The organism is uncultured Sunxiuqinia sp. (assembly GCF_947495665.1).
GTDB lineage: Bacteria > Bacteroidota > Bacteroidia > Bacteroidales > Prolixibacteraceae > Sunxiuqinia > Sunxiuqinia rutila.
Genome location: NZ_CANLZV010000001.1, coordinates 616,162 through 641,414, shown reverse-complemented (window position 1 = coordinate 641,414; position 25,253 = coordinate 616,162). Strand labels below are relative to the sequence as shown.

The 25,253-nt window shown below is 42.8% G+C and carries 21 protein-coding genes; 8 read left to right on the top strand and 13 right to left on the bottom strand.

The genetic code is table 11. The features are described 5' to 3' along the window. The first annotated feature begins 3 nt into the window (after nucleotides 1-3). Complete coding sequence (locus tag Q1A18_RS02785; protein ID WP_299577113.1) at nucleotides 4-378, top strand: hypothetical protein; 375 nt, start codon at nucleotides 4-6, stop codon at nucleotides 376-378. Nucleotides 379-382: 4 nt separating this feature from the next. Here the strand turns inward: Q1A18_RS02785 and Q1A18_RS02780 are convergent, their stop codons facing one another. The 7 genes from Q1A18_RS02780 to Q1A18_RS02750 all read right to left on the bottom strand — a co-directional run bounded on the left by Q1A18_RS02780 (nucleotide 383) and on the right by Q1A18_RS02750 (nucleotide 10,572). After that, on the bottom strand, nucleotides 383-1,810 hold the full coding sequence (locus tag Q1A18_RS02780) for an RNase adapter RapZ (RefSeq protein ID WP_299577111.1): 1,428 nt from the start codon (nucleotides 1,808-1,810) through the stop codon (nucleotides 383-385). Between the two features lie 214 nt (nucleotides 1,811-2,024). After that, entirely contained in the window at nucleotides 2,025-2,930 is a 906-nt protein-coding gene (locus tag Q1A18_RS02775; protein WP_299577109.1) for an endonuclease/exonuclease/phosphatase family protein, read from the bottom strand. A 322-nt stretch (nucleotides 2,931-3,252) separates the two neighbouring features. After that, nucleotides 3,253-4,746, bottom strand: a complete 1,494-nt coding sequence (locus tag Q1A18_RS02770) for a RagB/SusD family nutrient uptake outer membrane protein (protein WP_299577107.1) — start codon at nucleotides 4,744-4,746, stop codon at nucleotides 3,253-3,255. Nucleotides 4,747-4,766: 20 nt separating this feature from the next. After that, complete coding sequence (locus Q1A18_RS02765; RefSeq protein ID WP_299577105.1) at nucleotides 4,767-8,057, bottom strand: TonB-dependent receptor; 3,291 nt, start codon at nucleotides 8,055-8,057, stop codon at nucleotides 4,767-4,769. 187 nt (nucleotides 8,058-8,244) lie between these two features. Then, on the bottom strand, nucleotides 8,245-9,252 hold the full coding sequence (locus Q1A18_RS02760) for a FecR family protein (protein ID WP_299577103.1): 1,008 nt from the start codon (nucleotides 9,250-9,252) through the stop codon (nucleotides 8,245-8,247). 93 nt (nucleotides 9,253-9,345) lie between these two features. Continuing rightward, nucleotides 9,346-9,933 carry an RNA polymerase sigma-70 factor gene (locus tag Q1A18_RS02755; RefSeq protein WP_299577101.1) on the bottom strand — a complete coding sequence of 196 codons (588 nt, stop codon included), beginning with the start codon at nucleotides 9,931-9,933 and terminating at the stop codon, nucleotides 9,346-9,348. 177 nt (nucleotides 9,934-10,110) lie between these two features. Then, a complete protein-coding gene (locus Q1A18_RS02750; protein WP_299577099.1) occupies nucleotides 10,111-10,572 on the bottom strand; it encodes a DUF4268 domain-containing protein in 462 nt (153 codons plus the stop codon). 210 nt (nucleotides 10,573-10,782) lie between these two features. Between Q1A18_RS02750 and Q1A18_RS02745 the strand changes: the two genes are divergently transcribed. After that, nucleotides 10,783-11,160, top strand: coding sequence for a hypothetical protein (locus Q1A18_RS02745; protein WP_299577097.1), 378 nt, complete (start codon nucleotides 10,783-10,785; stop codon nucleotides 11,158-11,160). Nucleotides 11,161-11,231: 71 nt separating this feature from the next. Then, nucleotides 11,232-13,502: a TonB-dependent receptor gene (locus Q1A18_RS02740; RefSeq protein ID WP_299577095.1), complete on the top strand. Its 2,271-nt coding sequence runs from the start codon at nucleotides 11,232-11,234 to the stop codon at nucleotides 13,500-13,502. A gap of 82 nt (nucleotides 13,503-13,584) precedes the next feature. On the opposite strand, the gene Q1A18_RS02735 is transcribed toward Q1A18_RS02740, so the two are convergent. From Q1A18_RS02735 to folP, 3 genes are all read right to left on the bottom strand, one after another. Then, nucleotides 13,585-14,448: a mechanosensitive ion channel domain-containing protein gene (locus Q1A18_RS02735; protein WP_299577093.1), complete on the bottom strand. Its 864-nt coding sequence runs from the start codon at nucleotides 14,446-14,448 to the stop codon at nucleotides 13,585-13,587. A 208-nt stretch (nucleotides 14,449-14,656) separates the two neighbouring features. Continuing rightward, the gene (cdaA, locus tag Q1A18_RS02730; RefSeq protein WP_299577091.1) at nucleotides 14,657-15,454 is read right to left on the bottom strand and encodes a diadenylate cyclase CdaA; all 798 of its coding nucleotides are present in this window, start codon (nucleotides 15,452-15,454) and stop codon (nucleotides 14,657-14,659) included. Continuing rightward, nucleotides 15,451-16,332 carry a dihydropteroate synthase gene (gene folP / locus Q1A18_RS02725; protein WP_299577089.1) on the bottom strand — a complete coding sequence of 294 codons (882 nt, stop codon included), beginning with the start codon at nucleotides 16,330-16,332 and terminating at the stop codon, nucleotides 15,451-15,453. The genes cdaA and folP overlap by 4 nt, the downstream gene beginning before the upstream one ends. A 110-nt stretch (nucleotides 16,333-16,442) precedes the next feature. On the opposite strand from folP, the gene Q1A18_RS02720 reads away from it, so the two are divergent. Both Q1A18_RS02720 and Q1A18_RS02715 read left to right on the top strand, forming a co-directional pair. Beyond that, nucleotides 16,443-16,985, top strand: coding sequence for a DUF1599 domain-containing protein (locus Q1A18_RS02720; protein ID WP_299577087.1), 543 nt, complete (start codon nucleotides 16,443-16,445; stop codon nucleotides 16,983-16,985). Between the two features lie 4 nt (nucleotides 16,986-16,989). Further along, nucleotides 16,990-18,147 (top strand): BT_3928 family protein, encoded by a 1,158-nt coding sequence (locus Q1A18_RS02715; protein WP_299577085.1) that lies wholly within the window; start codon nucleotides 16,990-16,992, stop codon nucleotides 18,145-18,147. Between the two features lie 127 nt (nucleotides 18,148-18,274). Here Q1A18_RS02715 and Q1A18_RS02710 read toward each other — a convergent pair whose 3' ends face one another. After that, nucleotides 18,275-19,132 (bottom strand): TIM barrel protein, encoded by an 858-nt coding sequence (locus tag Q1A18_RS02710; protein ID WP_299577083.1) that lies wholly within the window; start codon nucleotides 19,130-19,132, stop codon nucleotides 18,275-18,277. Nucleotides 19,133-19,280: 148 nt separating this feature from the next. On the opposite strand from Q1A18_RS02710, the gene Q1A18_RS02705 reads away from it, so the two are divergent. After that, nucleotides 19,281-19,697, top strand: coding sequence for a gamma-glutamylcyclotransferase family protein (locus Q1A18_RS02705; protein ID WP_299577081.1), 417 nt, complete (start codon nucleotides 19,281-19,283; stop codon nucleotides 19,695-19,697). Nucleotides 19,698-19,777: 80 nt separating this feature from the next. Beyond that, nucleotides 19,778-21,019 carry a PQQ-binding-like beta-propeller repeat protein gene (locus tag Q1A18_RS02700; RefSeq protein ID WP_299577078.1) on the top strand — a complete coding sequence of 414 codons (1,242 nt, stop codon included), beginning with the start codon at nucleotides 19,778-19,780 and terminating at the stop codon, nucleotides 21,017-21,019. Nucleotides 21,020-21,111: 92 nt separating this feature from the next. Here Q1A18_RS02700 and Q1A18_RS02695 read toward each other — a convergent pair whose 3' ends face one another. Both Q1A18_RS02695 and Q1A18_RS02690 read right to left on the bottom strand, forming a co-directional pair. Continuing rightward, nucleotides 21,112-22,770, bottom strand: coding sequence for a diphosphate--fructose-6-phosphate 1-phosphotransferase (locus tag Q1A18_RS02695; RefSeq protein ID WP_299577076.1), 1,659 nt, complete (start codon nucleotides 22,768-22,770; stop codon nucleotides 21,112-21,114). Nucleotides 22,771-23,008: 238 nt separating this feature from the next. Further along, nucleotides 23,009-23,827, bottom strand: coding sequence for an alpha/beta hydrolase family protein (locus tag Q1A18_RS02690; protein ID WP_299577074.1), 819 nt, complete (start codon nucleotides 23,825-23,827; stop codon nucleotides 23,009-23,011). Nucleotides 23,828-24,048: 221 nt separating this feature from the next. Here Q1A18_RS02690 and Q1A18_RS02685 point away from each other — a divergent pair, with 221 nt between their 5' ends. Beyond that, nucleotides 24,049-25,194, top strand: a complete 1,146-nt coding sequence (locus Q1A18_RS02685) for a glycerate kinase (RefSeq protein ID WP_299577072.1) — start codon at nucleotides 24,049-24,051, stop codon at nucleotides 25,192-25,194. Nucleotides 25,195-25,253: the final 59 nt, after the last annotated feature.

Below are 25,253 nucleotides of genomic sequence, written 5' to 3'. Positions count from 1 at the left end.
ATCATGAAAGATCTAATTCATTATCCACCTAACGAAGTTGAATGGCTTAATACCTTGGATGAGCTGGTGCACGACCGGGAGTTAAAATACCGGTGTACCGACCTATATAAAGCCGGCGTTGAGGATGAAACAGAACTGCTTTCGGCAATTCGACATGCCAACCAAAGCTTGTTCCGCTCGGGGCTCAATCCCCACCATTACATCAAACCACTTTTTGTCACCGCTGTTGAAAGTGGGCAAACTTATCACGATTGGAAAATGAGTGCCGCTGGCTTTCTGTTGGTGCTTTTCAGCGCCAACCAGTCCAGCCGGAAATTTAACCGGTTTAAGATTGCCCTTATCAATCGCTTGCTTGAAGATGCAGACCGCTCAGACTGAACTGCTAGAAATCTTGCTCCCGATGGGTCAGAATAACATTCAAATCGTATTTTGCCTGGAGGTGTGCAGCCACCTGTTCCGCCGAATAAACCGACCGATGCTGGCCTCCTGTACAGCCAAAGTTCACGCTTAAGTGCGTAAAGCCGCGCGAAAGGTACATTTGTACCGATTGATCGACCAGTGCATACACATGACTTAAAAACTCAGCAATCTCGGAGTTAGCCTCCAGAAAATCAATCACAGGCTGGTCTTTCCCGGTAAGCTGCTTGTATTGCTCGTAGCGCCCGGGATTGTGAATTGCACGGCAGTCAAAAATAAAACCGCCACCATTGCCCGACGGGTCAGCCGGTAATCCTTTCTTATACGAAAAGCTTCCCACGCGAACCGTTAACTTTCCTTGTTGTACCCCAATTTTTTTCAGAAATTCCGATTCACTTACGGCTTCCAACACCTTGAAAAGTTCTGGCAAAGCAATCGTAATCGTATTGTTTTTCAGCAAATAGCTCAAGTTCTCCAGGGCAAACGGAATACTTTTCAGGAAATGTTCCTTCTTCTCATAAAAACCACGGAACCCATAGGCTCCCATGGCCTGCATAATCCGGATCAAGGCATAACCTGTAAAATAGGCCTTAAACTCATCCCGATCAACCGTGATGTGCTTTTCCAGTTCATCCAGGTAAAACTCCAACAGCTCGTTGCGAATCGCTTGCGGAATATCGGCTTTTGCATCATAAAGCAAGGAAGCAATATCATACTGCAAAGCACCTTTCCGGCCCCCTTGGTAATCGATAAAAGCAACCTTGTTATCGTGAAGCATGATGTTGCGCGACTGAAAATCACGGAACAGGAAAAAATCATTGTCTGCAGCCAGCAGGTAATCACTGAAATGCTGGAAATCATCTTCCAGGGCCTGCTCATCGAAAGGAATTTTAGCCAGCTTCAGGAAGTAATATTTGAAGTAGTTCAAATCCCACATCATCGACTGCTTATCAAAAGCTGCACGCGGATAACAGAAATCATAATTGATTCCCTTCCCTGCCGTGATTTGCAATTTGGGAAGCTCCATCAACACCTTTTTATAGACATTGACAATCTTCTCCGAAAAACCTTCCAACTCCCGTGTCCGACTGAGGTATTCAAACAAGGTCAGGTCTCCCAGGTCTTCCTGAATGTAGCAGGTTTTCTCCGGGTTCACCGTGTAAATTTCAGGCACAGCAACGCCTTGCCTAAAAAAGTGATCAGAGAACTCCAGGAAAGCGGTGTTCTCTTTCACATCCTGATTCCAGGCGCCAATGGCCTGATGATTGGCACTTTTTATGCGACAATATTCGCGGTACGAGCCTGATGGCGGCAATACTTCAAAAGCAGTCATTTCTTCCTTGAAATGGCCTTCGTAGAGTCGAATAATTTCTTCCTTTATCGTTAAGTCCAAAGCGTTCCTTTTTTAGTCATGAAAAACAAAGATAAAAGAAAATCGACAGCTCCGAAGTTTAAATTCGTCTGCTGTTTTTAGGTCTTTCAACCCATCGTTTATTCCTACGGATTTTAGTATTCTGAAACCACCTCACCCCCAGCCTCCCTAAAACAGCAGCAAAGCGAAAGAAGAGTATTAAAGCAAGAAAAAAGAACCGGCAAGTTAATCGGAACTATTCGGCACTAAACACGGCAATCACCGGATAATGATCGGACAATAACCAGTTAGCTTCGCCATTGCCAACCCTGGCTTTCACACATTGCTGCTCCAGCTCCGGAGACACCAGGATATAATCAATTCGCTCTTTACGCCTGTCCAATGACTCTGGCTCTTCCTTATTGACGGCAGCCAGCGCCCTTGCCGGGAAACTTCCGCGCTGAGCCATTCCCTGTGTGTGCTTACGAACGACATCCCCTAAAGGCAATGACAGAAAAGAAGAAATAACCGCATAATCAAAATCGCCATTGACCAAGTTGCCTTCCAGTCCTTTTCCTTGATTGCCCTTTTTCATTCGAGTCAACAAAGGACCGTTCGGATCATACAAATCAGCATCAAAAGGCGAATGTGCATTGAAATCGCCCATCACCATATAGCGGGGATTCTGCTCGCGAATCTCTTCAATTTTGTGGACCAATAATTTCGCTTCATCCCTTCTCCTTTGAATGCTACCGGGATGCAGATGAACCACCAAAAAGTCAACGCCATTTGATTGGCAATGCAAGGCTCCGTGATGCAGTCCCTCCAAAAGCTTTTCCTTCAATTCAATGGGAAATCGAGAGGTGAGCCCCACCGAATATCCAGTGGTTTTAAGCAATACCGAATAAGCATGTCCCCACGATTTGGCATCTTCCTTCAACTTTTCAGGCGTGTATTTACAGAGTTCCTGCAAGGCCACCACATCGGGCTGTTGCCCGGCGACCCATTGCTGCAGTTCTGCCCGGCGGGCATCATCTTTTCCCCAGTCAAAACCATTCCAAATGTTGTAGCTAATCACTTTTAGTTGCTCTTTCGGCGATTGAGAAAAGCCTGAGTTTATTGTCAACAATGCAATTGAAAGAAGTAGTAGTAAACGTTTCATGAGTAAATCGTATTTTAAGGGTTCAAATCATTTTTAACAAGCCAACACATATTCCCATTCAGTGCAATTTAATGCAACTCTATAAGAACAAAGAGATCTCAAGCCTATAACGTTGTTTGCTAAGCAAAAACATACAGGAGGCTCATTATGTGTATATAGTTATTAACTCCATGGCGTAAGATAAAAACAATCGCTTTTAACCACACCATGGAGTTATTATTTCTGTAATCTTAAATAAGTATCCGAGAAATTTTCGTCAATAAGGTAATCTCTTTAAAACAGACATTACTTTATCGAGAACTAAGCAGATACGCATAGCCAATTAGTAACCGTCATTCTGTACCAAGTTATCATTAATGTCAATCTCGGATTGTGGAAAAGGCCACAGATAGTGTTTTTGTTCAAAAATCCGTGTAACACCTGGATCTTCAATTTGAGGGATCACAGTATGTGCTATTCCCCATCGTTTAAGATCAAAGTACCTGATCCCCTCCATGGCTAACTCAACTCTTCGTTCATTCCTTATTTTTTCTCGAAGTTCTTCTTTGCTCAAACCTGAGACTGCAGGCATATCAACTCCAGCTCTTGCCCTTACCTCATTCAAGGCGTCATAAACTGACTGGTCAGGGCCATCTGCTTCATTTTTAGCTTCGGCATACATCAATAACACATCAGCATATCGTAAAATGATTACATCCTGTGCACTTTTAATAGTGCCGGTAACAGGAGCCTGTGTGCGATCGATATACTTTTCCCAGGCAAAGCCTGTTGTTAGAAACACCTCATCGACAACACCATTTCCATATTCCCATGGTTCACCAGGGAGAAATATAGTTAAGTCAAGGCGCGGGTCTCTGTTTTCATATGGGTTTTCCGGATCAAATAAAGGAGACTCGGAGATTGATTTACCATCTTTACATTCATAGGCATCAACCAATCCTTGCAAAGGAGAACAAGAACGCCAACTACCATACATGATATCTAAATGGCTTACTTTATCAGGAGCTGTATAAACGGAAGAAAAAATGATTTCCGGATTTCCATCCTGACTTTGGCCATTGAACATTCCGGCAAAATCATCCGACAGTGAAAATTTCTTATCATCGATCACTTGCTTCGCCGCCTGAGCAGCTTCAGCCCAACGACTTTCAGTCATCAACACACGAGCTTTTAGGGCAAGTGCTGATCCTTTTACAGCTCTTCCTGAGTAGGCTGTATTCGGGAGGTTAGCTATGGCATATTCCAAATCATCCAACACTTCTTTAACAACTTCCTCACGCGTGTTTTTAGGCAAGTCCATATTATCAATATCAACTTCGCCTGTAATAATAACGCCGCCATACACCTTAACCAAGCGAGAATAGTACAGCGCTCTTAAAAAACGCACTTCGCCAATATACTGTTTGCGGACGGTCTCATCCAGTTTTTCAACCGAATCAATATTGCGAAGGAAGAAATCACAAGTTGCAATGGCTTTATAATTTAAGAAGTACCAATCCCGTACAATTCCTCCGGTAGTTGACTCAATTAGTCCACGAGAAGGTGCCGGAAAGTTACTTGGCCAGCCGGCATTAGTATATCCATCATCCGAAAGTGCTTCCCATTGAGCAGTAAGTCCTCCAAATCCGGCTTCCCAGCCGACAGGACTTAGTGGGTCATAACAGGCTGAAAGTGCCCCCATCACATCCTGTTCACTTTTCCAAAAAGTTTCGGATGAAATAGCTGACAAGGGACTTCGATCCAGAAAATTATCTTGACAAGACGACAAAGCAAGTACGATTGCTAGTACTCCAATATGGTATATTATCTTTTTCATATCAACTGCTTTTTAAAACATTAGAATTTGACATTCACTCCAAGAGAGTGTACTTTGTTTTGTGGATAAGCGGCATATTTTCCACTATTAGAAACCCGCTCCGGATCAACCCCATCCAATTTACTAAACGTCAGAATGTTATCTCCTGAATAGTAAACTCGTACATTTTTAAGCTTTAGCTTAGACACAAGTCGTTGAGGTAAGGTGTAACCAACTTGAAGGTTCTTCAATCTCAAAAAGTCAGCATTATGCAAATAGTAGCTTGAGTAAGATCCTTCAATAGCCCGATGATAGAAACCAGCATAAATAGCAGGCATCTCATTGGTTGGGTTTTCGGGAGTCCAACGGTCTGTCAACCATTTTTTAGAAGGAGGTGTTCCTTTATAAAATGGGTCCATTCCTTGTTCATTCAGATACAACTTCCGTCCTTCAACGCCAAAGAACTGAGCATTAAAATCGAAGTTTTTCCATGATGCATTAAGGTTAAACGAATAGGAGAATTTCGGGAAAGCACCATCCATATAAACCCGGTCATTCTGATCAATAACTCCGTTATCATCCACATCTCTGAACTTAATATCTCCAGGCTTAGGCTGATTTGGATGAGTTGCTGAATTCTCTACATCTTCCGGTGATTGAAAGATACCAACCCATTCATACATGTACCATGTTCTCCAAGGTCTTCCTTCTTCAATGATGGTATTTCCTGAAATCTCTTTTTCTCCAAATTTCTCTACCTCATTCTTATAACTTTGCAAGTTAAACGACAAACCATATCTAAACTCATCGATATTATCCGTATAACTTACGTCAAATTCATATCCGGTATTTCTCATCTCACCACCGTTAATTACCGGTCCTTGAAGGCCATAGAAGCCACCAACCTGTTTTCTTCTCAGAATATCATAGGTAAACTTGTTGAACCAGTCGAATGTAAAGTTGAAGCGGCTGTCAAACAGCGACAAGTCAAACCCAATATCATAAATCTGCGTGGTTTCCCACTTCATGTTCTGATCCACAATTGAAGTTGGCTTCGCACCTGACACCAAAGCTCCATCAAAAGGATACCCTTTAATAATTGAAAGAATATCCTGGTAAGGGTAATAGCCAATATCTTGGTTACCTAACACGCCGTATGAAGCACGAACTTTTAAGTTTGATAAGGACTGAACATCTTCTAAGAATGATTCTTCAGATACTCGCCAGGCCGCAGACATCGATGGAAAGAACCCCCAACGGTTGTCTTGGCTAAAACGGGAAGAGCCATCGTATCTTCCATTCACTTCAAACAGGTACTTTTCCTTGAAATTGTAATTCAAACGTCCAAAATAAGACAAGATCGCCCATTCCTCTGACGTTCCGTTTACGGTTTGTCCATTACTTGATCCAGCATCCAATTCCTGTGCTGAACTGTTAAAAAAGCCTTCTCTGAAACCACCGAGCGTTTCATACTTGTAACTTTCCTGCTGGTATCCAACAAGTGCTTTCAGGTTATGACTCCCAAAATCTTTATCAAAGGTTAAATGAGAATACAAAACGGGCTGAATGTCGTTAAACTGAGAGATTGACAACCCAGCTTTTCCATATGCCAGAAGCTCGGCGTATTCTCCCGTATTGTAATGATAGGTTTTAACGCCGTCAGAGTACCAGGTTTTGTTTTTGGTATTGTTAATGTTGATTCCACCCTTAACTGTCCAACGAAGGAAGCTAGCCAGCTTAACATCAACAAAAGCACTACTTTGCATGCCAAATCCTTTGGTATTGCTTGAGGTTGTCTCAATTATCGCATAAGGATTGGGTTGAAACTTATTTTCGTACTCATCGAGAAAAGCATTCTTCACATAGTCGCCGTTGGGAAGTTTAGGCTTGTAAGTTGGCCCTTGCGAAAGAATAACTGCATACTGGTCAGTACCGCCACCAGGTGTCCGGTCCGTAATGTCGTAGTTCAAGCCAACATTTGCTCCAAAAGTAATACGGTCATCCAAAGATGACGTAATATTGAACTGCGTGTTATACTTCTTGTAGTAGAAAGGTTTCATAACCCCTGGCTCATCATTGAGACCAAAACTTACACTGTAAGTCGTCTTCTCAGTACCACCGGACATGCGCAAAAAATGATTTTGCACCCAGGCTGGATTAACCATCAAATCAAGCCAGTCGGTATTGGGGTATTTATCCCTGTCGGTGGCATTTCGATACGTATTAATTTCCTCTTCCGTATAGGGTACCGGACGTCCTCCGGTATGCTCCATCGCTTCATTATACAATTCCATATAATCAGCCGAGTTCGTAACTAAGTCTGGCAATACAGTTGGTGAATAATTCCCCAGGTTAAAACCATATTCAACCGACAATTGTCCTTTAGTTCCTTGTTTGGTGGTTATCAAAATCACACCATTGGCAGCCCGCGATCCATAAATTGAAGCTGAAGCAGCATCTTTCAGCAGGGTGATTGCTTCGATATTGTTTGGGTTGATGGATGACATATCTCCTGGAATTCCGTCAATCAATACCAATGGATTTTTACCTGCTCCATCAAAAGTTCCAAGTCCTCTAATTTGCAACGAATTGGAGTTATTTCCAGGCTCTCCTGAATTTTGAATCACCTGCAATCCCGGAAGTTTCCCTTGCAGCATTGACTCAGGGCTGGTGATTACGCGTTTGTTTAAGTCTTCGCTAGTCATTGTCGCAATAGCTCCGGTCAAGTTAATCTTCTTCTGTGTTCCATAACCAATCGCCACAACTTCATCCAGGCCAATGGCATCTTCGCTCATCGAAATATTGATCACGGATTGTCTTCCAACCTGAACTTCCTGCGTCTTCATCCCCACAAAGGAAAATACCAATACGCCTTCCACCGGAACATCAGCAATGGTGTATTCTCCATTAAAGTCACTAACTGTTCCCTGGTTGGTTCCTTTGATCAAAACAGTTACTCCGGGCAAAGGCTGTCCAGCCATATCAACAATTTGTCCTGATATTTTCACCTGTTGTTGAACAACTCCATTCCCTTCCTTAGGATAAATCATCACATGGCGATCGATAATGCGAAAATCAATTTGCTCATCTCTAAAAATTTGAGCCAAGGTTTTTTCAATAGAAGTTGTATTGACGCGAATTGTTACCCGTCTTTCCACATCAACCTTTTGATTATCGTACATGAAGGTGTACTCCGATTGATTTTCAATTTCGTTCAGAATTTCACGAATCTGCTTGTTTTCGAGATTTAGGTTCAATTTTGTGTTTTGTGCAAATCCGGAAGCCATGGAATTGATGACGATACCGAGCACAAGAAAAAGAGTCAGTCTCATGATTAGAAAGAGTTTTTTACATCGGGGGAGTCCCAATGCAGGTTCAAACCATTTTTTTTTCATAATTTTGAATGATTAGTTTTTGAATTTTAAAGGTTCCAATTTGTTTGGTAGACGGCTGGATACCTGTCAAATTCAGATTCGACATTAAAAAGGCAGGGGAGTTAATCGCTTCCCTGTTTTATTTTCACTTATTCTTATAGTTTATCATTACTTCGTCTCCATCAATTTTGTATTCAATTGGTGTAATTACTGAAATCAGATCCAGCACATCTCTCAAACTTTCGGTCTTTACCTTAAAAGTATAATTGTGCTTTGTTAGCATTTGTGAATCAACCGTAATTTTGACCCCATACCAGCTTTCCAATATCTGAATGACTTCTTCCAATGGATCATCCACAAAGATGAGCATGTTATCTTTCCAGGCCACCAAGCGTTCAATATTTGAAACTTGTTGAACTGTCCCCTTCCCATTGGCTAAAGTAAACTGTTCACCTGGCTTAAGCTCGGTTAGCGGTTGGTTTTGCTTGCCAAATACCTTTACCTTCCCTTCGAGCAGTGCCACATCAACTTGTTTGCTTCTCTCGTTTTCCCGAACATTAAATTGGGTTCCAAACACCCTAACATCAACCTTCTCGGCATGTACAACAAATTGCCTTTGCTTGTCTTTTGTCACATCAAAAAAGCACTCGCCAACAATATAAACATCACGGGTTTTCTGCTTAAAAGAAGTTGGGTAGCGAATCTCAGCTCCTGAGTTAAGCCATACGCATGTGCTGTCTGGCAGAATAACCTGCGTGCGACTCCCCTTTGGAGAGATCACGGTTGTGTAAACCTGTTCGTTTGCAAAAAAGCTGGAAAAGTTCCCCATCCACATTCCACTGAGGAAAACCAAGACAAGAACCGCAGCTGCAGCGACCCAACGATAAACTCGAAGTGGAATGAAACGTTTTTGAGGTTGCTTTTCAATTCGGGTAAGTAGCTTACCCCATAGTTTTTCAGTATCGGGTGAGTAAAAATTGACCTTCTGATTTGAGATTTGCCAATCACATAAAATCTGCTGATAAGTCTTCGCATTTTCATCAGACTCACTCAACCAATCTTTCAGCAACTCTTTTTGCTGAGAAGAAGCATTGCCTTTGAGTTGGGCTGAAATAATCTCCCAAGGTATTTTTTCTTGATTCATCGGTTTCATTGACAAATTATTTTTCCAACCTGCTTTAACCAGGCTGTTTATTCTTATAGTCGCAGATACCTCATGAATCCCTCAAGCAAAAAATGCTTTTTTTTAAAAAAAATTAGAGATGATCCAGAAAGCGAAGATTTGCTTGTAATAGGGCCGTAGTTTTTCGCGAAGTTTCCGCAGGGCTATTCCAACATGATTCTCCACCGTCTTTACACTTAAACCCAGTTCATCCGCGATTTCTTTGTACGAAAGATTTTGCTCCCAAGCCATTTGGTAAATCCGCTTGCTTTGTTTGGGTAAGCTATCGATTGCATTATTGATCATTTGCTGTAATTCCTCATTCTCTAAAATATATTCAGCTGAAATGGGATCAACAGCATCTGGAGCTTCAAGCCCAAGGTCTGTAAAGAAGTTTTTTTGTTGTTTTCGGAAATAGGATACTGCCTGGTTTTTAGCAGCTGTAAATAAGTAATTTCGAAACGATGATTTTATTTCGATGTCTTCCCGCTTTTCCCACACATAAGCGAAAATATCCAGCGCAAGCTCTTCCGCAAGGTTTTTATCGTGTAAATAAATCAACAGGAAATTGCAGAGGTCTGCAAAATGATGGTCAAAAAGATAACGATAAGCTTTAAGGTCTCCTTTGGCAACCTCGACCATAGCAACATTATCGTTTAGGTATGTATTCATTGTTAGGTATTGCTAATCTTACTGCAATGATACTAATTTGTATCGACAATGAGATTTTACTTCTCCCATTTTAACGATCAAGTTTTCCTCAAATCCCCAACAAACAGTCCCCTCAGAAGCTTATAACGAAAACGTTTTCATAGCATTCAGGCATCAGGCATGCTAACAGTTTTTTCCTCATTCCTGTTCCTTCAAAATATCGCGAATATCCAGGAAGTTGGTCTCTAACCGGAGCATGTTTTCAATGAAAAAGTTATAAATATCAGGCCATTGGTTTTGGCGATGAATATCGAAACCTTCCTGCTCCACATAGATCCGGCACACTTCTTTTCCGGTTTCGCGTATAAACAAGAAATCCCAAATCAATCCATTCTCAAAGCCATCTTCCAAAATTGCCTTGTACGATTGTAACTTTTCAAACAGATCGAGTCGCTTGCCTTCATTCCGATGGTTCAGCTCAATCATTACACGGGCAGCTCTGCGGTCAACCTCAAACTTCAAGTCCAGCCCTGTTATTTTGGTGTCATACAACATCCATTTTTTCCCTTTCTCTTGCAATTCGGGAACAATCTTACATCGTTTTCCAAAAAGAATCCAGAAATCTTTCCGCAGTTGTTTTGCTTCCTCTTGTGTGTACATTGGCTATTATTGAAGGGCTAAAAATACAATCGATAATTCAAATTCGAAGAGCCTACTCAAAAAAACTACTTATTCCATCAACATTCAATGTCTTTTCACAAATAGTCTAAATCATAATTTGACATTCGTTCTGAACAATTTACAGAAATCTTTGTCTTTGGGGTTAAATAATCAAGCAATCCTTTGCTTTAAAGAAAGTTATTCTTCACGATGATAATTAGGCCGATTTTCTCATACCTTCTCATTTTTGCATTTAGCCTGCATTTTATGGCGGAGGCTGCCATTTATCTTTCGTTTAAAATTAACCAGGATTATATTGCAGAATTTCTGTGTATCGAAAAAGATATCCCCGACTCAAACTGCCAAGGATGTTGCCAGCTAAAAAACAAGCTGGAAGAACACGAAAAGCAAAAACAGGAAGCTCCCCAATCAGAGAACAAAAAATACGAAATCCAATTATTTGCCGATGACTCCGGAATAACACAAGGACAATTCCCAAGTTCTGAAATCATTGGCTATCAAATCGTCTACACAAAAGGAGTTTTATTAGCCTATTCGCTTTTTCACCCTCCGAAAGATCAAGCCTGATTTTTTATCGAATACGCTTTTTAGTCGCTAATCAGCACTAAAATCAATACAAACTCTTAATTCAATTCATAATGAATCAATTATTTGATCGTTTTTACAAACGAATTGGGGTGGCACTTAGCTTGTTAATTCTCAGTTTTACACTGCAAGCGCAAACGCCCTACTTAAAACTGGTTGATGAAGATACCCGTCAACCAATTGAAAATGCCAATTATGCCTACGGCTCAAAACAAGGCATTTCATCCATCGATGGTGAAATCTCATTCGTTTATCAAGAAGATGTTCCATTAATCATTTCACACATTCAATATGGGAAGCTGAGTTTCACGCCTGAAGAAGTTGCTGAAGCCATCAAAAAACAGGTGTTGGAACTAAGTCCCAAAAGCCACAATTTACAACCTGTTACTTTTTTAAGTATTCATCCAGAAGCCGGTGAACAGGAAAAAATGACTTTTCGAATCCAGGATAAACTCGCTCATGATGCCGGTCAGGTATTGGAGCAATTCAGTGCCATTTCGAGCATCCGCAAGAGTGGAGCTTATGGTTTCGACCCCGTACTCCGTGGTTTTAAATATGATCAGCTCAACCTGGTCATTGATGGAACGCAGAGTGCAACTGCGGGTTGCCCTAATCGCATGGACCCCGCATCCAGTCAAATTCCACTAAATATGATCGTTCAGGCAGAAGTGCTAAAAGGACCACACAGCCTTCGCTATGGAAGTGCCTTTGGTGGAACCATCAACTTTAAGAGTGCACCATCTCATTTTTCCGAGCAAGCGAAACTGGGCGGACGATTGGGAAGCAGCTTTGAAACCAATGGATCCATCAGCCGGTCGGAAGCCCTTGTTGGCTTAAGCAATAAAGCTGTTGACCTTCGTTTATTTGGTGCTTTATCCACCGGAGATGATTATACCGATGGCGATGGACTTAGCGTTCCTGCTCGTTTTTATCGAACCAATTTTGGAGGAAAGTTCGGATTTAAGCTCAGTCAAACACAACAACTAAATCTATTGGTTTCAAATAACTATGCCAAAGATGTGGATTTCCCCGCTCTACCGATGGACTTGCGAAAAGATGATACCTGGCTGTTGAATTTAGGGCACGAAGCCTTGTTTTACAATGGCAAGCTTTCCTCATGGAATACGACTCTTTATGCGACATGGGTCGATCACCTGATGGATAATTTCGATAAGGAAATCACCCCCAGAATGGTTGACGCCAGCACAGCAGCAAAAACAAACAATGCCGGAGGACGCACCGAATTAAGGTTTGACCTTAACAATGACTGGTTCTTTATAGGAACAGACATGCGCTATGAAAAAGCAGAAGGAACACGCGAACGAAACCTACTCATGGGACCTATGAAAGGACAGACCATGCTTGACAATGTTTGGCAAGATGCCTCGATCCGGAAAAATGGTTTGTTTGCAGAATATCATCATCAAGGGCAAGGCTATCATTTGGTTTTCTCCGGACGCCTGGAGCTAAACCATGCAGAAGCCGGCAATCCTGACGAAAAGTTTGCAGAGAATTATTCTGACATGAGCTCAGACCTGCTAAATCCTTCATTCAGTTTGGGAGGGACAAAAACAATCAGTGAGCACTTTTCGATGGGACTCTGGCTCGGAAGTGCCCAACGAAGCGGGGGGCTGGCCGAACGCTACATCAATTTTCTCCCCATTGGAGTTGATCCCTATGAAATGCTTGGAAATCCGGAATTGAAAGCTGAAACCAATAACCAAGCCGACTTGGTTTTCAACTACAAAACGGACCAAACAGCTATCGACCTGAACTTGTTTGCCTCTTTTGTAAACAACTATATCAGCTCTGAAATACGAGAAGACTTGCAACCCCGTATGAGTTCGTCACCAGGCGTTCGTCAATTTGTAAACCGAGATAAGGCTCGACTTACCGGATTCGAGTTCAGTTGGCGACAACTGCTTACTCGGCATTGGCAACAAGTGGCGACGCTGGCTTACACGCACGGAGAAAACACGACAACTGATGAAGCACTACCCGAAATTCCTCCGATGGAATTTCGCTATCGCTTGCTTGGAAAGTTTGTTGATGAAAAGCTACGAACCGAGATTAGCTATCGACATGCTTTTGAGCAAAACCGCATTGCTACGACTTATGGAGAAACCAAAACCCCAGCTTTCGATTTAATCGATTTGAAAATTTCTTATCTCCTGTTTAATCGTCTGCAGGCAACAGCTGCTGTTCAGAATTTGTTTGATAAAGCCTACTATGAACACTTGGCTCGCTCGGTGAGAAGTGCTGAAAGCCGCCCGATCTATTCACCAGGACGGAGTTTCAACTTTAGCTTAAGCTACCAGTTTTAAGATTTGCAATTATTCGTTCGGGTTGGAGGAATCCACCCCGGACGTTTTTAATGATTAAGCCAGCACCACATTCACTGACGAACTAATCGAAGCTTTTACTTTTCAGATGAAGATCATGTTGCGGGAATGGTATTTCAACCGTATTCTCCCGGAATTGCTTGTCAATTTCAAAACGAATATCACTCTTAATATTCTCAACCAGAAAATCATTCGCGGTCCAGAAATAAAGCTCAAAATCAAGCGAAGATTCCCCAAAATCCTTGAACCGAACAAAGGGTGCCGGGGTTTTAACAACTTGCGAATGTTCCTTGGCTACTTGCAGCAAAATGCGCTCAACCAGTCTGACATCAGACCCATAAGCCACTCCCACTGACACAAAGAAACGCGTGACATCAGCATTGTGACTCCAGTTGATGACTTCCTGTCCTGTGAAACGGGAATTCGGGACAATGATAACGACATTATCACGGGTAAGAATTTTGGATACACGCAGGCCAATGTCCAAAATACGCCCAACAACACCTTCCAACTCCACCACATCATTGACTTTTACCGAGCCATCAAACAGAATTATAATTCCAGAAAAGAAATCGTTGAAAATATGCTGCAACCCAAATCCAACGCCAATCAACAAGGCTGAAATACTCGCAATCAGAAGGGTCACCTTAAACCCCATACTGCCAATGAGGATAATAATTCCAACCAGCCAAATGAGGTATTTTACAATTTGGAGAAAAGACTTGCCTCGGCCAATATCCAGTTTCTTGCTTTCAATGCGGGCATCAAACCAGTATTCAACCGCAAACGAAAGCCCGTTTATGAAATAGAGTAAGATGAGTATGATAAAAATATTGTAGATCCGAAACTGGAACTTTTCATCGGCATACAATTCATAATTAAACACCGTAGAAACCTGCACATCAAGCACCTTCAGGAATAAAAGCAAAAAGGTACCACTAACAAAAAGACGGGCCCCCTGATGCAAAAAGCGTTTAAAGCGGGAAGAAAGTTTCTTCGAATCACTTAACCTACTGATGAGGCGATGAAGAAATTGGAGCAGAAAAAAACTGAAAATTAAAAGGGAAACAATAAAAATCAAATCCAGCAGGTCTACTTCAAAACTACCGGATTGTAGGATTCGAATATGTCTCAGGCTAGTCAACATCGTCTATCTCAATAATAATGTCCTCCAAAATATTACTCAGTTCAATAACAGATATATTCTGTGTTAGTTTACCCTGTCGGGCAACAGAGATATGACCATTTTCCTCTGAAACAACAATGGCAACAGCATCGGTGTTTTCTGTAATTCCAACCGCTGCGCGGTGTCTCAGCCCCAGCAAAGGGTTCAGATCCTCTTTATTGGTTAATGGCATAATACAGCGGGCTGCAGCAATTTTGTTTCGGTTAATGATTACCGCGCCGTCATGCAAAGGGGTATTTTTAAAAAAGATGGTTTCAAGCAGTGCATCCGAAATCCGGGCATTAATTTTTTCTCCGGTCCGCACATAATCTTTCAGTTCCGAGTCCTGCGCAATAACAATTAAAGCCCCTGTTTTCGTCTTTGCCATATTTTCGCAGGCTCTGGAAAGCATGCGTAAATGCTGCCCTGAAGCGACTCGAGTCTTGTCGAAGCTAAAGAGTTTTTCAACACTCAAGAATCTTTTCACTTGCGGATTACTACCAATAAGCAGCAAAAAGCGACGGATTTCGGGCTGAAAAACAACGATGAGTGCCAAAATACCCACACCGATAAACTGCCCCATAATTGATCCCAGAAGCTCCATGTTTAAAGCGCGTACCAACAACCAAAAAAGGTACACTAAGAACAGGCCAATGAAAATATTGAACGCTACGGTTCCTTTAATGAGCAAGTATAGCTGATAGAGCAGAAAGGCCACCAGCAAAATGTCTAAAACATCAAGAAATCGTAAGGTTATAAATAGGTTCATACGCTAGCTACTTCTTTCAGCTTGGTAAAAATTCGAACGGATTCAACAGCTTCTTTCACATCATGCACCCGTAAAATATCAGCCCCGCCCAGCAGCGCCATGGTGTTTGCTGTAATTGTTCCACCCAAACTATTGGCTGCATCTACATCCAGTAACTTTTGAATCATGGATTTCCGGCTAACTCCTACCAAAACCGGCAATTGGAAAACTTTAAAGGCATCCAGCCTGTTAAGCAAATCGTAATTATGGTCAACGGTTTTTCCAAAGCCAAAGCCCGGATCAAGAATGACATCTTTCACACCCGCCTTTGTTAAACGCCGCACGCGCTCTGAAAAATATTTGGAAATATCCTTTATAATATCGTCATATTGCGGGTTCTCTTGCATGGTTTGCGGATTGCCACGAATATGCATTAAAATATAAGGTAACCCCATTTTACCTACCGTGTCAAACATATGCTCATCAAAATCGCCACCAGAGATGTCATTAACAATGCATTCGCCACATTCATCCACCACCCGTAGAGCCACCCACGAGCGAAAGGTATCAATGGAAACCGGAATTTCAGGAAACCGTTTCCGTATGGCTGCCACCGCAGGCAACAAACGCAATAGTTCTTCCTTGGTTGATGTAGCACCTGAGCCCGGACGTGTAGAAACTGCTCCAATATCAATAATCGTCAAGCCTTCTTCGATCATCTGCTCAGCCCGGCGTAGAATCGCATCTTCGGTTTCATACTTGCCTCCATCAAAAAACGAGTCGGAACTTACGTTTAAAATTCCCATCACAATTGGGTTACTCAGATCAATCAACTGACCATTGAGGTTAATTGAATGCTTTCGTTTAAAAAACTTACTCGTCGAACTTGTGACCAACATAAAACATAATAATTTGAGGAGTTAGACAATACCAACTACAAAAGTAAGATAAAGCCAACAAAATACGCATTTAATTTCTATTTTTATGGCCCAATATTAAAAAGCAAAACATGGAAAAAACCATTCAACAATACAACCACGTCATCAAAATTTGTGAAGATATCTTTCTTAAGAAAATGAAAGATTATGGTGTTGCCTGGCGAATTCTGCGCCCCAGCTCCATGACCGACCAAATTTTCATTAAAGGACAGCGAATTCGAAGCATTGAAATGAAAGGAACCATGAAGGTAGCCGAAGACAGCCGCTCCGAATACATCGGCATCATCAACTACTGCATCATGGCTTTGATTCAGCTGGAAAAAGGCATTGCCGACCAGGATGACCTGAGCTACGAAGAAACCCATGAGTTGTACCTGAATTATTTTAACCAGGCCAAAAACCTCATGCTTAATAAAAATCATGATTATGATGAGGCATGGCGACAAATGCGAGTCAGCTCCATCACCGACCTTATCTTAATGAAAATCAAGCGCACCAAGCAAATTGAAGACAATGCCGGACAAACCATCATCTCGGAAGGGATCGATGCCAATTATCTTGATATGATCAATTATGCTGTTTTTGCGTTAATAAAGCTTGAATTTAAAGAATAACTAAATGAAAACTTTTTGGCACATCGCACGCATCGTATTAGGCTTACTGTTCATTTTTTCGGGCTTCGTAAAAGGGATTGACCCTTATGGAATGGCCTACAAGTTTACCGACTATTTCAATGCCTGGGGCATGGAATCGCTCACCCACCTTGCTTTTCCGCTCGGAATCCTGCTTTCAGCCTCTGAATTCATCATTGGTGTAGCGCTTGTGCTAAACGTTTTTATCGCTCTTTTTTCGTTGCTGAGCTTGGTCATGATGGGCTTTTTCACCATCCTGACGCTCGTTATTGCAATCAACAATCCGGTCACCGATTGCGGTTGTTTTGGCGATGCCCTGACTCTGACCAATTGGGAAACATTCGGGAAAAACATTGTTCTCATGGCTTTTGCCATCGTGGTTTTTGCTTATCGGAAGAAATACAAACCAGCCTATTTCCCGCTGATTGCAACCATTATGGCAGGGGCAACCATTTTTGTTTTTGCCTACCTGGTTGATTACTCCTACAACCACCTGCCTATTATGGACTTTCGCCCTTACAAAATCGGCGTGAATATTCCTGAAAGCATGCAGGTTCCGGAAGGAGCTCCCAAAGATGTTTATGAGAATACCTTTCATTACAAAAACAAAAACACCGGAGTCGTTGAAAAATTCAATCAGGACAATTACCCCTGGCAGGATACCGTCAACTGGGAATTTGTATCGATGGATGATCCGGTGCTGGTTCAGAAAGGCTATGAACCACCGATTCATAACTTTTTCATTGAAACGCCGGAAGGCGAAGACATCAAAGATTTCTTCCTGTACGATGACAACTATACCTTTTTCTTCATCGCCTACAACCTCGAAGAAACGGACTTGTCTCAAATGGAAGCCATCAACCAATTGGCCGACCATGCCGAAGCCAATAACATGAACTTCATTGGGCTGACCTCTTCATTAACCGATAATATGGAAGCGTTTCGGGCAGACAATAACATTCGGTTCGAATTATTCAATGCCGATGAAATCACGCTAAAAACCATGATTCGTTCAAACCCGGGGCTGATGCTGATTAAAAATGGAACGATTATGGAAAAATGGCACTTCAACGATGTCCCGAGCACGGAAGAACTGGATATGCAATTGGCCTATTTCGCCAAATTAGAGAACAAAAACAACTAGTTCTCAGCGGGATCAAACGATTATCTTCCTAAAATCAGCAAAAAAAATAAGGACAAAAAAATCCCCCGCCGGTAAGGTGAGAGAAAGGATTTATGGCGGGGGTTTAAATTATAATGAATGAACGAATTTAAACAAATTTTGCTTGTTTCAGATAGTTCAAGCTAATTTCCACACTTTCAAAAGGATCAAGATCGCGGAAACTGTCCTGCTCCACAAAGAAATACTTCATTCCGGCTGTTTCCTTTTCAGCAAAAATTCTCTCAAAATCAATGCGTCCACTCCCCACGGGCGCAAAAAACTGATCATCAGTAGTAACCATGTCTTTCACGTGCCAAAGGCCAAAACGTCCGGGGAATTTCTTGAAATAATCAACCGGATCAAAACCGCCACGTGTTGTCCAGTACAAATCCAGCTCAAAAGTCACCAAATCGGGATCGGTCTGGCTAATCAGCACATCCATCGGAATCTGCCCTTCCATTTCTTCAAACTCAAAGGCATGATTATGATACCCAAACTGCAACCCATGCTTTTGTGCGATTGCTCCCATTTGATTGAATTTTTCAGCAGTCGCTTTATAGCCATCCAGGTTTGGCCTCAGGTTATCCGGCAAGTAAGGATAAATAATGTATTTACACCCCGCTTTGGCTGCATCTTCGCAAACCACCTCAGCCTGATCCAACTCAAAAACCGTATGTGAGCTATGCAAAGGCATTCCCAGCTTATGCACATGATCTGCAAAAGCCTGAGGAACCATGCCGTAAAAAGTGCGATCATTCATGTTGTAGCCGGCAGCTTCAAGAGAATTGTAACCGATCTCAGCCAGTTTTGCGAGCGTTCCTTCTTGATCAGCTTTCAGTTTATCGCGAACCGTATAGAGTTGAAGTCCAATTATTTTTTTTGAACCACCGCAGGCAAGCATAGGAACAAACATGCTTCCAGCTGCAAAGGCTGCAGAGCTTCGAAGAAAATCGCGACGACTAGTCATAATTGTTTAATTTTAGTGGTTAGTATTGATACCTCATTTCAATGCCATTAAATTTAACAAATAATCCGGATGATCGAAAAGCAGCCTGGTTAATTAAATCGGTTGAAAACCAGCTGCTACTTTTGGAATTTGAACGAAATTGGATACAATGAGAGAATTTCTGCTTTTTACTTATGGAACCATTGGCGATCCGGAATTTTTTGAAGACCTGCTAAAACGGAAAGCAGAATATCAAACTGCGCAATTACACGGCTACCAATGCCTGCTCAACCCAGACACGGGTTATCTTTTTGTAAAACCGTCAAACGGCAAGCAAGTCTCCGGAAAATTAGTTGCTGTAACCGAACAGGAACTTGCTATTCTGGACCTTTGGGAAGAAGTGCCAATGTACAGGCGGGAACTTCAAACTGTTGAATGCAAAACCGGCCGTAAGCAAGCCTTTGTTTACACACAAAACCATGCGGATGGAGTACCTATAAACCCCAATCATAAGCTGGACCGGGCAAGCGTTCTTTTGGAAATTCAAACTTTCCGGAACTGGATTGATAACTCACTGACAGATTAAGTTTTTCATACGATCAGCTGTAATGCCTGCCCCTTTTTTCATACTTGTAAAGAAAAAACTCAACCAATTTTCACTACCGTATGAAAAAACTCGCTGTTCTCTTTTTATTGGCCTGTCTGGTTAGCTGCAAGTCAGGCCCCGAAATCACGCAGTGGCGTGGCGAAAACCGCTCAGGAAACTACCCTGCTACTAATTTGTTGGCAAGCTGGCCCGATGAAGGACCGCTTGTCGTTTGGGAAACTGAATCGCTTGGCAACGGCTACAGCAGCCCAATTGTTAGCGACGAATTTGTTTACGCCACCGGAGAAATTGATAGTCTTGGTTATCTGTTTAAGCTTGACCATACCGGCCGTGAAGTATGGCGCTCGGTTTATGGGAAAGAATGGACCACCAATTTTAAGGGTTCACGCGGTGCCCCTACCCTCGCTGATAACCTGATTTATGTGTGCTCTGGTCTGGGCGATATTTCCTGCATGAATACCGAAACCGGAGAGCAACTGTGGTCCTTAAATATGGTTACTGATCTTCAGGGAACCTGTCCCCGCTTTGGATTTTCACAGGCACTGGTGGTAAACAATGAATGGGTTTACTGTCAGCCGGGAGGCGAACAGCACAATGTCGTTGCCCTCAACCGTTTTACGGGCGAACTGGTTTGGTCCAGTGCTGGCTTTGGAGAACGCCCCGGATACAACTCTCCCCTGCTGTTTGAATGGGGTGAAAAAAAGATTCTTGCAACTTTTTCGGCCTATCACCTTTTAGGCATTGATGCAGAAACCGGCCAACTACTTTGGTCGCAGGAGCAAACAAATACGAAACCAGAAGAGCGCGCTCCCGGGAAAGGCGACACCCATGCCAACACCATCCTGTTTAATGAAGGCACCATTTATTATTCGGCCGGCGATGGCAACTGTGGAGTGAAATTGCAGCTCAATGAAGACGCAACGGGCATCGAACAACTTTGGCAAACACCTAACCTGGACAATTACATGGGAGGCTTTGTTTTGGCCAACAACCACCTTTATGCCAGCAGCCATCGTCAAAATCTGTTTATTGCCATTGACTGCGAGACCGGCATGCAAACCGACAGCCTAAAAATTGGGCGGGGAAGCACCATTCAGGCTGATGGAAAACTCTTCTTCTATGGCGATAAAGGAACCATTTCACTCCTTGAAGCCAGTGCTGAGGGCTTAAGAACACGAAGCTCGTTCAAACTAACAAAGGGCAGCAAGGAGCATTTTGCTCACCCGGTTATTCACGGTGGCTTACTTTACCTGCGACACGGCAATTATTTGGGAGCTTACCAAATTCAAAGGCAATCCTGAGCTTATTTTAAGATAACAAAGCCCTTCAACAAACGAAAAAACCCTCCACGAATTCATTCGGGAGGGTTTCTTTATATTGCTTAATCAGCAAATTACTTTGCTTCTTGTTCCAGTTTCAAGGTAACTGTTGTACGGTCACAAACTTCGCTTGGTCCCCAGTATTGAATTGGTCCCGGGTACAAGTAGCTGGTTTCAACAGCCCACTTATCGCGGTTAGCTACCAAGTATTTGTATGGTGCGCCATCCAGCTCAACCAAAGCTTTCTGAATTACGGGCTTCATGTGTCCATGGCGTCTTTCCATGTTCATCATTTGCGTAATTGGCACTCCACCAGCGATCCACTCTTCAGCAGGCGCAGTGGTATTGCGCACACTTGACATGTATCCTGTTTTTCCTGCACCAATCAATACAGAAGCAGTTGTTCCTAACGAGTAGCAGTAGTCAGCATCGAAATTAGAAGGAGCAGCACAGCGACCTTCATAGCCGAAGAAGTGGTACTGAGTTCCGAATTTACCTTTAAACTCACCTTTTTCTGCCATCTCGGCCAATTTGGCTTTTACCATTTCACCCAACAGTTTTTCAGTCTCAATCAAAGAAACCTGAACGTTTCCGTGTGGGTCACGGTCCAATGTCAATTGGTTGGCAATTCCGGATGGTAATGAACGGTACACAGCCGCTGATTCTTCTGAAATTTTCTCAGCCACCCACTCACGACGGTAGCTTCTTTTAACTCCCTGGAAGATTTCAGCTGTTTTAGTTCCTTCTGCCAGCAAATCATTCAATTCACCAATCAGAACTTTCATTTCTGGAATAAACTCAATCAGTCCTTCAGGAATTAAAGCTACACCGAAGTTATCACCGTTCTCAGAACGTTTGATAACGATGTTAGCCATGTATTCTACAATTTGATCCAGTGTTTGCTTTTTCTCAGCTACTTCTTCTGAAATCAAAGTGATGTTTGGCTGTGTTTGCAAGGCAGCTTCCAACCCAATGTGCGACGCAGAACGTCCCATCAGTTTAATGAAGTGCCAGTATTTTTTAGCTGAGTTTGCATCACGTTGGATGTTACCAATCAATTCAGCATATACTTTTACAGCGGTGTCAAAACCAAATGATGTTTCAATCATTTCGTTTTTCAAGTCACCGTCAATTGTTTTAGGACAACCAATTACCTGAACACCTGCTTTTTTAGCGGCATAGTACTCAGCCAACACACAAGCGTTGGTATTACTGTCATCACCACCGATAATAACCAGTGCTTTGATGTCCAGTTTTTTCAAAATCTCAAGTCCTTTGTCAAACTGAGCTTCTTCTTCCAATTTCGTACGACCTGATCCAATGATGTCGAAACCACCTGTGTTGCGGTATGCTTCCAGGTATTCGGCAGTAATTTCAATGTATTCATGGTCTACCAATCCTCCCGGACCACCCAGGAAGCCGTATAGTTTGCTATCTGCATTCAGTTTTTTGATTCCATCAAAAATACCAGAGATCACGTTGTGTCCGCCGGGAGCCTGGCCACCTGAAAGGATAACACCAACATTCACAGGAGCAAAATTCTCCGCATCAGTACCTTCTTCAAAGGTAATAATTGGCATTCCATAAGTATTGGGGAATAAGTTCTTGATCGCTTCCTGATCAGCAACCGATTCAGTTGCAGCACCATCAACAAGTTTAACGGCACCTTTCAATGATTTAGGAAGTTTAGGCTGATATTGAGCCCTGGCTTTTTGTAATGCACTAATGGTCATGTTATTAATTTTTTAGGATCGTATTACTATTTAATATTTAGGATCATCTGCTGCAAAAATAACCTAAAATCGGAGTAAAGGACCAGTTGGCACAGAGAGTCCTTCTGATTTAAAGTAAATTTAAACCCGAGGCCCGAACAATTCTCGTTTAAGCCTTACTGACTTAACACCCCATAAACATTTCGATTAAAATTGAGTTGGATCCCAATCCACTTTATAATAAGGAACTTGATCGGCTCTAGGGGTTCTTTTCAAAATAGTCGTGAAAGAACAACAAGTGGTATTTTACTGAATTGGCCCAGTACTCCCAATTGTGTACTCCGGGTCTTTCGGTGTATTCGTGTGGAATATTTCGCTCCAGCAGTTTCTGGTGCATCCGTTGATTAACTCCGTAGAAGAAATCATCCACACCACAATCAAAAATCAGCTTCAATTTTCGTCCGTCCAGCAAGTAAACCAGGTTGATTACCGAGTTTTCTTCCCACATGGCTTTGTTTTCAGCATAGCTTCCCAAGCGCTTGGGGATATCCCAATTGTTTGGGAAAGGTCGAATATCCAATCCCCCACTCATACTTCCGGCAGCCCCCCATATATCCTGGTGACGAAAAGACAGGTAAAAAGCACCATGACCTCCCATGCTAAGCCCCGTAATGGCACGGCCAGCAGGATTGGCAATTGTTTGGTATTTTTGATCTACTGCACGCACCAATTCACTGGAGACATACGTTTCGTATTGCATGGCCGGATCAACCGGACTATCAAAATACCAGCTCGTAACACCGCCATCCGGACAAACAATAATCAAATTGTATTGATCGACATAGTTTTTAATGGCCGGAACTTTGCTTACCCAGTCCGTATGATTGCCTCCTGCGCCATGCAACAGGTAAATAACCGGTAGCTTTTCGCTTTCAGCACTGTATCCCTCAGGAAGAATCACGACGTTTGAAATCGTCTTGATCATTGCAGCACTTTCTACTTTCAGGGTATCAACCCGGGCTGCAAACGTAGTAGAAATAAAAAATACAAATAGAAAAAACAGAAGGTAACGTTTCATTAGTTGGTCAAATTAAATGTAACTATAATTTACTCAGACAAAAATAACAAGTTGAAAACAATCTCCACCCTTTCAGAAAAAATAAGCGAATCATTATCGATAAGAAAACACCCGACAGAGTCTTTAACCGGCTTTGAAATCCGTTAATTTTCCGGCATTATCCTGCAGGTTACGAAGAATTCAATTCATTCTGCTAAATTTAACTTCAAAATCAAGCTGAAATGAAAATACTCCTGGCTCCCGACTCGTTCAAAGACTGTCTCTCTGCCGCTGAAGTAGCGAATTATTTGGCGGAAGGAATCAAACGAGTGAATCCCCACATAACAATCCGAAGCATTCCGCTAGCAGATGGTGGTGAAGGCTTTGTGGAAACCATGCTTTCGATAAAAGAAGGTACCCCAATAAGCTGTCGAGTTACTGACCCTTTGGGAAGAGAAATTGATTCCCGCTACGGCATGGTGGACAACGGGCAAACTGCCGTTATTGAAATGGCTGCAGCTTCCGGTATTGAGCTCCTGAAGCCTGAAGATCGGAACCCGCTAATCACTTCAACGCGAGGCACAGGGCAGCTGATGAAAGATGCCATGCAGCGGGGCTGTCGGAAACTGATTATCGGCATTGGAGGCAGTGCCACTAACGACGGAGGAACCGGCATGGCGCGGGCACTGGGTTATCGGTATCTCAATCAACACAAGCAGGAAATCCCCGAAGGAGGCGGGTACTTGGGTCAACTGCACCACATTGACCAGTCATCCGTCTTTCCACTTCTGAAAAAAACCGAGATTGTGGCGGCCTGCGATGTGAACAGCCCGCTAACCGGCCCCCGTGGCGCCTCGGCAGTTTATGGTCCCCAGAAAGGAGCCACGCCAGCCATGGTTTCCCAACTTGACCAGAACCTGGAGCATTTGGCGAAAATCATTCAACAAGAATTGCAGCTAACCGTTGCTGAGCTACCGGGCGGCGGTGCTGCCGGAGGTTTAGGAGCCGGCTTAGTGGCTTTTGCCGGAGCAACCTTACGTACTGGTTTTTCCATCATCAGCGAGCAAACCGGACTGGAACAAGCCATCCAAGAAGCTGATTGGGTCTTTACCGGAGAAGGAAGAATCGATCATCAGACCAAACAGGGAAAAACCCCATGGGGTGTGGCTCAGCTTGCCCGCAAACACAACAAACCATGCATCGGCATCGCCGGCTTACTGGGCGATCGTTACCACGAGCTCTACCACGAAGGTTTCAGCTCATTGTTTGCACTCCCCAACGGGCCACTTTCATTTGAAGAGAGTCTGGCACAAGCTCCTGGACTGATTGCCGACACAGCCGAACAGGTTTTTCGTTTAATTACAAGCTATACGTCTCCTAATGGGTAGCCGCGTTCTTATCCGAGGATCAATGATTCATCCTTTTATGTTTTTGATTGTTTAATTTT

Bases quoted from the DNA above. Each gene is read 5' to 3' on its own strand.
- folP (WP_299577089.1), bottom strand. From the start codon at position 16,332: ATGTTGGTCACAAGTTCGACGAGTAAGTTTTTTAAACGAAAGCATTCA.
- Q1A18_RS02785 (WP_299577113.1), top strand. From the start codon at position 4: ATGAAAGATCTAATTCATTATCCACCTAACGAAGTTGAATGGCTTAAT.
- Q1A18_RS02760 (WP_299577103.1), bottom strand. From the start codon at position 9,252: ATGAAACCGATGAATCAAGAAAAAATACCTTGGGAGATTATTTCAGCC.
- Q1A18_RS02685 (WP_299577072.1), top strand. From the start codon at position 24,049: ATGAAAATACTCCTGGCTCCCGACTCGTTCAAAGACTGTCTCTCTGCC.
- Q1A18_RS02775 (WP_299577109.1), bottom strand. From the start codon at position 2,930: ATGAAACGTTTACTACTACTTCTTTCAATTGCATTGTTGACAATAAAC.
- Q1A18_RS02755 (WP_299577101.1), bottom strand. From the start codon at position 9,933: ATGAATACATACCTAAACGATAATGTTGCTATGGTCGAGGTTGCCAAA.
- Q1A18_RS02770 (WP_299577107.1), bottom strand. From the start codon at position 4,746: ATGAAAAAGATAATATACCATATTGGAGTACTAGCAATCGTACTTGCT.
- Q1A18_RS02750 (WP_299577099.1), bottom strand. From the start codon at position 10,572: ATGTACACACAAGAGGAAGCAAAACAACTGCGGAAAGATTTCTGGATT.
- Q1A18_RS02740 (WP_299577095.1), top strand. From the start codon at position 11,232: ATGAATCAATTATTTGATCGTTTTTACAAACGAATTGGGGTGGCACTT.
- Q1A18_RS02700 (WP_299577078.1), top strand. From the start codon at position 19,778: ATGAAAAAACTCGCTGTTCTCTTTTTATTGGCCTGTCTGGTTAGCTGC.
- Q1A18_RS02690 (WP_299577074.1), bottom strand. From the start codon at position 23,827: ATGAAACGTTACCTTCTGTTTTTTCTATTTGTATTTTTTATTTCTACT.
- Q1A18_RS02715 (WP_299577085.1), top strand. From the start codon at position 16,990: ATGAAAACTTTTTGGCACATCGCACGCATCGTATTAGGCTTACTGTTC.
- Q1A18_RS02720 (WP_299577087.1), top strand. From the start codon at position 16,443: ATGGAAAAAACCATTCAACAATACAACCACGTCATCAAAATTTGTGAA.
- Q1A18_RS02745 (WP_299577097.1), top strand. From the start codon at position 10,783: ATGATAATTAGGCCGATTTTCTCATACCTTCTCATTTTTGCATTTAGC.
- Q1A18_RS02705 (WP_299577081.1), top strand. From the start codon at position 19,281: ATGAGAGAATTTCTGCTTTTTACTTATGGAACCATTGGCGATCCGGAA.
- Q1A18_RS02710 (WP_299577083.1), bottom strand. From the start codon at position 19,132: ATGACTAGTCGTCGCGATTTTCTTCGAAGCTCTGCAGCCTTTGCAGCT.
- Q1A18_RS02765 (WP_299577105.1), bottom strand. From the start codon at position 8,057: ATGAGACTGACTCTTTTTCTTGTGCTCGGTATCGTCATCAATTCCATG.
- cdaA (WP_299577091.1), bottom strand. From the start codon at position 15,454: ATGAACCTATTTATAACCTTACGATTTCTTGATGTTTTAGACATTTTG.
- Q1A18_RS02695 (WP_299577076.1), bottom strand. From the start codon at position 22,770: ATGACCATTAGTGCATTACAAAAAGCCAGGGCTCAATATCAGCCTAAA.